This window comes from Amycolatopsis sp. NPDC051371, assembly GCF_040682155.1.
Classification (GTDB): Bacteria; Actinomycetota; Actinomycetes; order Mycobacteriales; family Pseudonocardiaceae; genus Amycolatopsis.
Genome location: NZ_JBFBAG010000027.1, coordinates 1 through 10,895, shown reverse-complemented (window position 1 = coordinate 10,895; position 10,895 = coordinate 1). Strand labels below are relative to the sequence as shown.

Annotated in this window: 7 protein-coding genes; 3 read left to right on the top strand and 4 right to left on the bottom strand. The window is 71.6% G+C overall.

Annotation, left to right across the window (positions count from 1 at the left end):
• The first annotated feature begins 163 nt into the window (after positions 1–163).
• The gene (locus tag AB0M59_RS29625; RefSeq protein ID WP_364621429.1) at positions 164–2,899 is read left to right on the top strand and encodes a hypothetical protein; all 2,736 of its coding nucleotides are present in this window, start codon (positions 164–166) and stop codon (positions 2,897–2,899) included.
• A gap of 189 nt (positions 2,900–3,088) precedes the next feature.
• Entirely contained in the window at positions 3,089–3,976 is an 888-nt protein-coding gene (locus AB0M59_RS29620) for an alpha/beta hydrolase (RefSeq protein WP_364621426.1), read from the top strand.
• On the opposite strand, the gene AB0M59_RS29615 is transcribed toward AB0M59_RS29620, so the two are convergent.
• The 4 genes from AB0M59_RS29615 to AB0M59_RS29600 are packed head-to-tail and all read right to left on the bottom strand — an operon-like array spanning position 3,973 to position 9,678.
• On the bottom strand, positions 3,973–6,381 hold the full coding sequence (locus tag AB0M59_RS29615) for a hypothetical protein (RefSeq protein ID WP_364621423.1): 2,409 nt from the start codon (positions 6,379–6,381) through the stop codon (positions 3,973–3,975). The two genes, AB0M59_RS29620 and AB0M59_RS29615, sit on opposite strands and share 4 nt — an antisense overlap.
• Before the next feature lie 8 nt (positions 6,382–6,389).
• Entirely contained in the window at positions 6,390–7,013 is a 624-nt protein-coding gene (locus AB0M59_RS29610; RefSeq protein ID WP_284740207.1) for a TetR/AcrR family transcriptional regulator, read from the bottom strand.
• Positions 7,014–7,054: 41 nt separating this feature from the next.
• Entirely contained in the window at positions 7,055–8,023 is a 969-nt protein-coding gene (locus AB0M59_RS29605) for a phosphotriesterase-related protein (RefSeq protein WP_364621420.1), read from the bottom strand.
• Between the two features lie 2 nt (positions 8,024–8,025).
• On the bottom strand, positions 8,026–9,678 hold the full coding sequence (locus AB0M59_RS29600) for an AMP-binding protein (protein ID WP_364621417.1): 1,653 nt from the start codon (positions 9,676–9,678) through the stop codon (positions 8,026–8,028).
• Between the two features lie 287 nt (positions 9,679–9,965).
• Here AB0M59_RS29600 and AB0M59_RS29595 point away from each other — a divergent pair, with 287 nt between their 5' ends.
• Positions 9,966–10,793 carry a hypothetical protein gene (locus tag AB0M59_RS29595; RefSeq protein ID WP_364621415.1) on the top strand — a complete coding sequence of 276 codons (828 nt, stop codon included), beginning with the start codon at positions 9,966–9,968 and terminating at the stop codon, positions 10,791–10,793.
• Positions 10,794–10,895 lie beyond the last annotated feature (102 nt).

The window sequence follows — 10,895 nt, the reverse complement described above, 5'->3', positions numbered from 1 at the left end:
CCGATCGCGCGTGGCACCGCCGCGACACCCGGTGTTCCGGTTGTGTCACGCGCGATCCGGTCCGTCCCGGTGATCCCTTGACGCCCCGGCCGTCCGGGTGCTGAGGTGAACACGCCTGGGGGCGGCTACCGGTTGCCCCCGCGTTTTCGAGGGGGATCCACCGATGTTGCGCACCCACGTGCGGCGCTCGACGCTGCCCGGACGAAGAAGACGCGTGGTCACGCTGCTGACCACCGCACTCCTGCTCACCGGGACGGCGGCCGTGCTGCCGGCCACCGCCTCGGCCGCCGAGCCGCCACCGCTGCCCGTGAAGACGCTGACGCGGTCGTCGTGGGCTTACACCGACGCCGCGGATCCCTTGCACATCAAGGTGAACGCCCCCGGCGACGCCCCCGTCGGCGCGAGCGTGGACGCCAAGGGGCCACACCTGTCGCGCGCCTACTACACGCTCGATCTGACTTCGCTGCTCGGCAAGCACGTCACCGCCGCCGCCCTGACCATCCCGGAGAAGCGCGCCACCGACTGCGCGCACCGGTCGGTCGAGCTGTGGTCCAGCGCCCCGGTCACCGGGAAGTCGTCGTGGGCCAAGCCGCCCGCCGAGCTGACCCGGCTCGCGACGGCCGGCGCACCCACCGGCGGGTGCCCGGCCGACCTCACCGATCTCGACCTCACCGCGGCGCTCACGAAGGCCGTCCAGGCGGGTGAAAAGACGCTCACCCTCGAGCTGCGGGTCCCCTCCGCGCACGAGCTGGACCCGCGCTACGGCCGCTGGTTCGCCAGTGACGTCAGCCTGAAGGTCACCTACAACACGCCGCCGAGCATCCCGGCGAACCTGCGCACGGCCTACCCCGACGCGCCGTGCGCGACGACCGCGCCGGGCGTGTTCACCCGGGCCTACGACATCCCGATCACCGGGCACTACGCCGACGTGACCGACCCCGATCCCGGCCAGGAGCTGACCGCGCACTGGGAGATGTGGTCGGTCGACGACCCCTCGGTGCGCCGTGACCTCGACTGGACCGTGACGGACGGGCAGGCGTACGCCCAGTTCGACAACCCGTGGCTGCCGGCGGACCACACCTACGCGTGGCGGCTGCGGGTCACCGACGGCGTCGACACCTCGGACTGGTCGCCCACCTGCTACCTCACCCCCGACAGCATCAAGCCGGAGATCCCCGAGGTCACCTCCGAGGTCTACCTGACCGACGACCAGTGGGAGCCGCGCGGCGGCATCGGCGTGCCGGGGCAGTTCACCTTCACCGCCAACGGATCCGCCGACGTCGCCCGCTACGAATACCGCTTCACCGGCCAGTCCGACTGGACCTCGGTGCCCGCCGAATCCCTCGGCGGACCGGCCACGGTGACGTTCACGCCGGCCGACTCCGGCTCGTTCTCGGTCGGCGTGCGCAGCGTGGACCGGGGGAACAACTACTCCTGGGAGCAATACCGGAGCTTCACCGTCAAGGACATCCGGCCGTACGTCTGGTCGACGCTCTACCCGCCCTACTCCACCACCCCCGCCGGCAACGTCGGCGTGCCCGGCGTGTTCGACCTCAGCCCCGGGCTGCCGGACACCGTGAGCTACACCTACCACCTGGAGAACGCGCCGGAGCAGACCGTGGCCGCCGACGCGGACGGCAACGCCCACGTGACGCTGGCGCCGGCGCACGGCGGCCAGAACGTGCTGTACGTGCGCAACACCGGCGCCGACGGGACGGTTTCGCTCTACCGCGAGTACAAGTTACAGGTCGACACCGCACCGGACATCACCCTCGAGGGCGGGCTCCAGGTCGGTTCGGAGAGCACGTTCCGGCTCGCGCCCCGGCTGGCCGGCACGACGTCGTACACCTACTGGATCACCGGCTACCAGGACGAGCCGATCGTCGCCCCCGTCACCGTGCCCGCGGCGGCGGACGGCACCGGGTCGTTCACCTGGAGCCCGCTCGACACCCGGGCGCAGGCCGTGCGGGTGTTGAGCACGGACGCGGCGGGCACGAAGTCCGAGGTGCGGTACCTGAGCCTGTACGTCGACGGCGCGGCACCGTACGTCACGCGCACCGGAGGCGCGGACGCGCCCGGGCAGCCGGGCACGTTCACGTTCCGGTCGTCGATGAAGAACACCGCCGAGTTCGTCTACTGGCCGTCCACCGACCCCGCGCACAAGCTGACCGTGCCGGCCCGGCCGGACGGCACGGCGGAGGTCACCTGGACGCCGACCGAGGCCGGGAACGTCTGGTTCACCGCGCAGGCCCGCAACGCGGCCGGAGTGCTCTCGGCCGAGGGGTCGACGTCCTTCACCGTGTCCGACAGCCCGGTCGTCACCTCGGCCGACTTCGTCCGGGAGCCGGCCGGCCCGATGCGGCCCGGCACGTTCCAGCTGACCTCGCGGATGGCGGGCACGGTGGCGTTCGAGTTCGAGGTGGACGGCATCACGACGGACGTCCCGGCGGGACCCGACGGCCGGGCGGACGCGGCGTACACGCCGACGACGGCCGGATACCACACCGTCTACGTGTGGGCCCGGGCCGCGGACGGCCGGACGTCCGGCTGGGGGTACTACCCGTTCACCGTCACCGACCAGCCGCTGGTGGCGTCCGCGGACTACCCCACCGGTGAGCGTTCCGGCGGGCCGGGCGTGGCCGGGACGTTCACCTTCGCCCCGACCGCGCCCGGGATGACCGGGTACGTCTACCAGGTGCACCGGAACTGGCCGGACAGCGCCGACGAGCCCGAGCGGACCCTCCCGGGCGAGGCGGACGGGACGGCTTCGACCGAGTGGACCCCGCAGACGGGTGGGGACTACTACCTGACGGTCCAGGGCAAGCGGGCCGACGGTGGTCTCACGGAAACGACGTACTACTCGTTCTCCGTCGCGTTCCCGGCGGTCTCGGGCGACTGAGCCGGTCGGGGCTTCCCGGCCGGGACGCGGCCGGGAAGCCCCGATTTCGTGAATACTCTTCATTTTCTTCCGAATTTTCGCTCATCTGAGCGAAAATTCTGTGAGCCAGGCCACTCGGGAGGCAAAAGGGTGGCAAAAGTGCCCGGCTTCCCATGGTTCTCCCCACCTGTCGCGATCTAGCCTGGCGCCATGGAATTCGCCGTCGCGCCGACGGATGCCGGTACGCCCGCCGCGTTGGAGGAAATGACCGTCGTCGTCGGCGGTCACCGGCACAGCGCGCTCGCGGCCGGGCCCGAAACGGGTGAGCTCGTCCTGCTGCTGCACGGCTGGCCCGAATTCGCCGACGCCTGGACCGAGCAGCTGCACGCCCTCGGCGAGGCCGGCTACCGCGCCATCGCCGTCGACCAGCGCGGCTACGCCCGCCAAGCGCGTCCCGACGGTGTCGAGCACTACTCGATCGACCACCTGGTCGGCGACGCCCTCGCCTTCGCCGACAGCCAGGGCGCCGACCGGTTCCACCTGGTCGCGCGCGACTGGGGCGGCATGGTCGCCTGGGCGCTCGCCACCGCGCACCCGCACCGGCTGCGGTCGTTGACGGTGCTCTCCACCCCGCACCCGTCGGCGCTGCAGCGCGCGGCCGCCACCGACGACGGGCAGTTCCACGACCTCGGCTACATCCGCTTCTTCCGCCGCGGCGTCGGCAAAGCCGAGAAATTCCTCTTACGCGACGAAGCCGCGCAATTACGCGCTGTCTACAATCGCCGGATTCCGGTCGAATTCGTCGAAAGCGCCGTCGCCCGCCTTTCCGAACCGGGTGCGCTGACCGCGACGCTGAATTGGTACCGCGGCGCCACGAACGACGTATTCGACGTCCCGGCCGGGCGCATCACCGTGCCGACGCTCTACCTGTGGGGCAGCGAGGACCCGTACCTCGGCCAGAGCGCCGCGGAGCTGACGGTCCACCACATCGACGCGGAGTACCGCTTCCAGATCGTCGAGGGCGCGACCCAGTGGATGGCGATGGAAGCGCCCGACGAGGTGAGCGCCCTCGTGCTGGACCACCTCCGGCGGCACTAACCGGTCTTGCGGACCAGCCCGGTGTAGCCGACCAGCGCGAGGGTGGCCAACGCCCAGATCGCGGCCTGCACCAGCCAGATCGCCACCGTGAAGACCTGCCCGGCGGTGATCCCGGTGTTGAGGTCGCACCGTCCGCGCACCCCCGGCGACAACGGCAGCCCGCGATCGAGGCCGACGCCGATCAGCTCCACGGTCGTGCAGGGGGTACCGACAGCGGCCGTGAGGTCCGACGTCCGCTCGGCGGCGCGATGGCCCGCGTCGCCGACGTGCCCGGCCCAGAGCCCCAGCCCCCCGGCCGCGATCACGGCCAGCAAGAGGGCGGCGGCCGTGCGGCGTGCGCGGTAGCCGTACCCGGCCAGCGCACCCCACAGCCAGTGGAAGCGGCCGGCCGGCCAGCCGCCGATCGCCTCGGGCGCCCGGCGCTGCAGGTCCCGCTGCTGGGCGATGAGGATCTGCCGCGCGTTCCCGTCGTGCCCGGCGGCCCGTTCCGACGCGGCCAGCCGCTGGTAGGGCCCGGGGCGGTAGGCGGCGGTGTGGTCCCGGATGAGGGTCAGCCACTCCCGCCAGGTGACGTCCCCGAGGGAGCCGAACCGGAAGCCGTCGAGGTCCACCAGCCCGCCGGAGGAGACCAGCTCGGCGGGTAGGAAGACCGGCCCGTCGACCACGGCGTCTTCGAGGCTCACGAGGGTCCCGGTGGTGACGATCTCGGCGCCGGTGAAGCTCAGCTGACCGCCGATGTGCGCCCCGAGCAGGTGAATCGTGGCGCCTTCGCCGGCACTGGTCCCCCGCAGGCCGCTCAGCGCCAGGCTGCCCCGGACCTCGCACCGGTCGGCGATCAGCACCGGTCCCGCGTCGTTGGCGACCTCGGCGCCGGTGAGGGTGGCCGAGCCGTGGACCCGGGCCGCCCGCAGGCTCAGCGCGCCGAGCTCGGACGAGCAGGTCACCTTCACCTCGAGGAGTTCGAGATAGCTGCCGACCCGCAGGTCGTCGGCGCTGAAGGCGGGACCGGACGCGTTGGCCAGTTCCGCGCCGGGGAGCCTCAGCTGGCTGCCGACTTCGGCGTTGTGCAGCCGAAGCGCCCCTTCCTCTCCGGCTCCGGCGACGGACGCGCCCGTCAGGTCCACGTTGCCGCCGACGTGCAAGTTGTCGGCGTACAGCGCCGGACCGGCGTCGTTGGCGATCCGGGCGCCCTCGAAGTACAGCTCGCCGGCGATGTGGGCGCTGAGCAGGCGGATCGTGCCCGGCTCACCGGCCCCGGCCGCGATCACCCCCTGGAGGTGGACGTTGCCGTCGACCCGGAGCCGGTCGCCGCTCAACGCCGCCCCCGAGTCGTTGGTCAGCTCGGCGCCCTCGAGGTAGCAGTTCCCGCCCACGTGCGCACCGAGCAGGCAGAGCGCGCCGTACTCGCCCGAGCCGCGCACTTTCATGCCTTCGCCGAAAAAGCTGCCCTCGACCTGGATGCTGTCGGCGCTCAACGCCCGGCCGCGCGGGTTGGCGAGCACCGCGCCGCCGAAGTTGACCTGGCCGTCGACGCGGGCCCCGAGTAGCGAGATCGCGCCGGTCACGGTGACACCGGTCGCGTACAGACCGCCGGCCCGGAGGCGGTCGGCTCCGACGGCCGGGCCGCTGTCGTTCACGAGCGTGCCGTCGCCGAGGTCGAGCTGGCCACCGACCCGGGCGCCGAGCAGGCGGAGCGCGCCGTCTCCGCCGGCGCCGGTCACCGTGGCGCCGGCCAGGCTCAGGTCGCCGTCGACCACCGCGCTGTCGGCGTGCACCACGGGCCCGGACTCGTTGGCGAGCACCGCTTCGCCCAGAAAGACCTCACCGGAGATGTGCGCGCCGAGCAGGCGGATCGCGCCGCTGTCGCCGGCGCCGGTCGCACGCAGGCCGAGACCTTTGATCGCCCGGCACTCCAGGTCGTCGAGGTACAGCGCGGGCCCGTCGCCGCTGCGGATCTCCGCCTGGGCGAACACGGTCAGGCCGTCGACGCGGGCGTCCCGCAGGCAGAGCACGCCGAAGTCGCCGGAGCCGGTCGCGCGCACCCCGGTGAAGTCGAGGTCGTGGCCGATCCGGACGCCGGTGCCGTCGAACCCGGCGATCCGGCTGCCGGACAGGTCGAGCCACGGGAGCCGGGCGTGGCGGGCGCTGATCGTGTTCACGACCACGCAGTCGACCAGCGCGAGGCCGGTGCCGGCCTCGACGTGGTCGAGGTTGAGCGTCCCGGCGATCCGGGCGCCGCCGAGGCGCACCCCGCGGGGGTCCACCGGGCCGCGGAGGCCGAGCAGCAGCTCGCGCAGCACCCCGGCCCGCACCGGGGCGTCGGTCACGTACGCGAGGCCGCGACGGGCCGCGTCGACCAGCTCTCGCTCCGCTCCGGTCAGCTTGTCGAGAACAGGCAGCGTCACCCCGACAACTAACCAGGCGGCCGGAGCGCGTCCAGGAGCAGGTCCGCGTAGTGGTCGCCGACCTGGCGCGCCGACAGCGTCCCGCCGCGGCGGTACCACGACCCCAGGTGGTGAACCGACCCGAAGAAGAAGTCGACGACGACGTCGGCCGGCTTGTCCGTGCGGAACTCCCCCGACGCCTGCCCTTCCTCGACCAGGCCGCGGAAGCGCTCGTGGTACTTGCGGCGCTCGGCGCGCACCGCCTTCTGCTTGTCCGGCGACAGCTGGTGCATCGACTGCAGGAAGATCGTGTTGTCGTCGAGGTTGTCGATGCTGGACACGACGACGTCGGACGCGGCCGCGGCGAGGCGTTCGCGCAACGGCGCGCTCGACGAGGCGACGCTCTCCAGCTGGCGGGTCTGCTCGCGCAGGACGCGGGCGTAGATCTCGTAGAGCAGGTCGTCCTTCGAGCCGAAGTAGTGGTACATCGCGCCCTTGGTGACGCCCGCGGCCTCGACGATCTCCTGGACGGACGTGCGGTCGAAGCCCTTCTTCGCGAACAGCTTCGTGGCGTGCTCCAGCAGCCGGCGCGGCACGGCGGCCTGGTCGTCGCCGGCCGCCTCGCCCGGCTTGCGGGTGCTTGCTCGGGTCACGGCAAGTACCCCCTTCTCAGTCGAACGCACAGGATAACGGCTCAGCGGGCCCAGTCGAGGAACCGCCGGGGGTTGTCCACAAGCATCGTCGATATGTCCGTTTCGGACACCCCGCGTTCCCGCAATGCGGGCAGCACGTCCCGCGTGATGTGCAGGTAGTGCCAGTTCGGCGTCAGCACGGGCAGCTGGTCCTCGGGCAGCCAGTCGATGTAGCAGGACGCGTCGTGCGAAAGCACCATGCTGCCCGCGTAGCCGCGTTCGCACAGCGCGGCGACCGTGTTCACCCGCTCCTCGAACGGCAGCAGCAGGTCGAGGCCGAACCGGTCCATGCCGAGCAGCGACCCGCGGTCGGCCAGCTCGGTCAGGTAGCCCAGGTCCGTCGAGTCGCCGGAGTGCCCGAGCAGCACGCGGCTCAGGTCGACGCCCTCGTCTTCGAAGATCGCCTGCTGCTCCAGCCCGCGCCGGGTGCCCGCGTGGGTGTGCGTCATGATCGGCGCGCCCGTCTCCGCGTGCGCCTTCGCCACCGCGCGCAGCACGCGCTCGACCCCCGGGGTCACGCCCGGTTCGTCGGTGGCGCACTTGAGCAGCCCGGCCTTGACGCCGGTCCCGGAAATCCCGTCCCGGATGTCCCCGACGAACATCCCGACGAGCGGGTCCTCGCCCTGCAGCATCGTGCCGGGCCCGCGGAAGTGCAGGTAGTGCGGCACGTCGTTGTAGGTGTAGAGCCCGGTCGCGACGACGATGTTGACCTCGACCTCGGCGGCGACCCGCTGCACGCGCGGGATGTACCGGCCGAGGCCGATCACCGTCGGGTCGACGATCGTGTCGATCCCCGCGTCCTTCAGCTCCTTGAGCCGCCGGATCGCCTCGGGGACGTGCTCGTCTTCCTTGAAGCCTTCGTGTTCGGGGTAGTTGACGGCGAATTCGGGGCTCAGCACGAAGAGGTGCTCGTGCATCAGCACCCGGCCCAGCGCTTCCGGCGCGATCGCGCCGCGGACGGTCTCGACCACCGTCATCCCCTCGCCCGCAGTTCGCGGCGGAGGATCTTGCCGCTGGTGGTCTTCGGCAGCTCGTCGAGGACTTCGATCGTGCGCGGGTACTTGTAGGCGGCGAGCCGTTCCTTGCACCAGGCAACCAGCTCCGCCGGGTCGGCGTTCGCGCCGGGCGCCGGGCTGACGTACGCCTTGACCGTCTCGCCGCGGTACTCGTCGGCGATCCCGACGACGGCCGCCTCGCGCACGGCCGGGTGCGTGTACAGGACGTCCTCGACCTCGCGCGGCCAGACCTTGAAGCCGGACGCGTTGATCATGTCCTTCTTGCGGTCGACGACGTAGACCCAGCCGCGTTCGTCCATGAACCCGATGTCGCCGGTGAGCAGCCGGCCACCGGGCAGCGCCTCGGCCGTCGCGTCCGGGCGGTTCCAGTAGCCGGAGACGACCATCGGGCCCTCCACGGCGATCTCGCCCGCCTGACCGAACGGCAGTTCTTCGCCGTTCTCGCCGAGGATGCGGACGATCGTGTCCGGCACCGGCAGGCCGATCGAGATCGTGCCGGACTCCGGGTCGATCGGCGCCTCCAGGGTGCCGGGGACGACGACGCAGCCGGCCGTCGTCTCGGTGAGGCCGTAGCCGTTGTGGATGTAGTGCCCGGTCTTCGCGCGGAACGCCTCGACGACGGCGGGCGGCAGCGCGGCGCCGCCGGAGTAGAGCAGCGCGAACGACTCGAAGTGGTCGCGGCTGAAGGACGGGTGGGCCATCAGCGCCATGTAGGCCGTGGACGGTCCGACCGTGTACGACGGCCGGTGCTCGAGGAAGGCGTCGAGCACGACCCCGGCGTCGAAGCGGTAGGCGAGGGCGAGCGTGCCGCCGATGTCGATCGCGGAGCCGACTTCGCAGACCATGCCGGTGATGTGGAACAGCGGCGCGAGCCCGAAGAGCGTCGAGCCCTCGGGGAGGCCGCTGAACGAGCCGAGTCCCGCGGCGTTGATGCCGATGTTGCCGTGGGTGTTGGCGGCGCCCTTCGGCGTGCCGCTCGTGCCGGAGGTGTAGCTGATCAGCGCGGTGTCGTCGAGCGCGAACGCGGGTTCCGGCGGCTTCGGACCCGGGGTGGCGGCGGCTTCGAGGAATTCGATGGCGCCCGGCGTCTCCTCGCGGGTGACCTTGCCCAGGACGCGCTCGTCGTCGCGCGTCTGGAACTCCAGCTCGCTGGTGGTGAGCGCGATGCCGACGCCGTTTTCGGCCGCGGTCTTGCCGATGTAGGCGTTCCAGCCGCGCTGCGAGCAGACGACCGCTTTGACGCCGGCGTCGGTGAAGACGTGGGTCAGCTCGCGCTCGCGGTACATCGGGTTGACCGGCACCACGATCCCGCCGGCCTTCCACGCGCCGAGCAGCGCGACGACGAACTGCGGGATGTTCTGCAGCACCAGGGCGAGCCGGTCGCCGCGGGCGAAGCCGTGCTTCGTGAGGTACCGCGCGACGCCGTCGGAGAGTTCGTCGACCTCGCGGTAGCTCAGCCGCGCGTCGAAGTAGGCGATCGCGGCCCGGTCGGGGACGTGGTCCACCGCGCGGCGGAACGACTCGGGCAGCGTCGTCGGCTTCGCCGGTTCCGCGTCCCGCGCCCGTTCGTCGTAGCTCGCGAGCCAGGGCTTCGCGTCGTACCAGCTCATCCAGTGACCTCCCTTGGACACCGACCGGTCGGTATGGCGACGCTAGGAGGCAGCGGCGGTCCGCGTCAAGACCCGGCTTCGCCGGGAAATGCAGAACACGCCTTTCACTGCGGAATACGGACGCCGGTTCGGAATGGTTCAGATTCTCTCTTTTCTGCGCTCCACTCTGGACAAATCCCTGGTGGAGCAGCGACGATGGCGTCCGCGGCCGGTTCGGCCGCACCATTCGGAACAACCGCGCGCTGCCCGTGTGGACCCTCTATGTTCACGCTAACTTGGAGTGATTCATGCCTGCTACCGGTGGACGACACCGCCTCTCGCGGCGGACGAAGATCGCGACGGCGGCCCTCGGCCTCGGGATCGCGGCCGGAGCCCTGGTCATCGCGACGACCGTCGGCGACCCCGGCGCCGCCAACGCGGCGGGTGCCGCCTCGAGCGGACAGATCACCTGCCCGGACGTCGCCTCGCGGCTCCCCGCGATTCCCGCTCAGGCCCAGGCCGAGGTGCAACGCAACCTCGACCTGCTGAACACGCAGATCAGCGAAGCGAACAACCGCCTCGTCACCACGGCCGGGCAGGGCGGCCCGAACTTCGTGCAGAACGCCATCCTCGGCCCGCTGACGGACAAGCGGACGTCGACGATCGACCGGATCGCCATCGCCATCGGCCGTCAGGGCGAGAAGCCGCAGAACCTCGGCGGGCTCGCGACGTGCTCGCTGGGCGGGCAGGCGAACACCGGCACCGGTGCCGGCACGGTCTCGACCGCGCCGGCCCCAGGCACGGGCCAGACCGGGAACACCGGCAACACCGGGAACGCGGGCGGCAACGCCGGGCAGATCAGCTGCCCGGACGTCGCTTCGCAGCTCCCCGCCATCCCCGCTCAGGCCCAGGCCGAGGTCCAGCGCAACCTCGAGCTGCTGGACACGCAGATCGCCGAGGCGAACAACCGCCTCGTGACCACCGCCGGGCAGGGCGGCCCGAACTTCGTGCAGAACGCCATCCTCGGCCCGCTCGAAGACAAGCGCGTCGCGACGATCAATCGCATCGCCACGGCGATCGGCCGCAACGCCGACAAACCGCAGGGCCTCGACGCCCTCGCCCCCTGCAGCCGTTGACCGGGAGGTCGTGAGTGAGAACCCCTCCGGATCGTGCACCCGTCCGCCTACCCCCTCATCGGGTTCCCGCGGGGCAGCGGCGCCGTGTTCGAGCCGCACGCC

What these genes read in the sequence shown, in the direction of transcription:
- AB0M59_RS29625 (WP_364621429.1), top strand. Translation starts at nt 164, where the DNA reads ATGTTGCGCACCCACGTGCGGCGCTCGACGCTGCCCGGACGAAGAAGA.
- AB0M59_RS29620 (WP_364621426.1), top strand. Translation starts at nt 3,089, where the DNA reads ATGGAATTCGCCGTCGCGCCGACGGATGCCGGTACGCCCGCCGCGTTG.
- AB0M59_RS29600 (WP_364621417.1), bottom strand. Translation starts at nt 9,678, where the DNA reads ATGAGCTGGTACGACGCGAAGCCCTGGCTCGCGAGCTACGACGAACGG.
- AB0M59_RS29595 (WP_364621415.1), top strand. Translation starts at nt 9,966, where the DNA reads ATGCCTGCTACCGGTGGACGACACCGCCTCTCGCGGCGGACGAAGATC.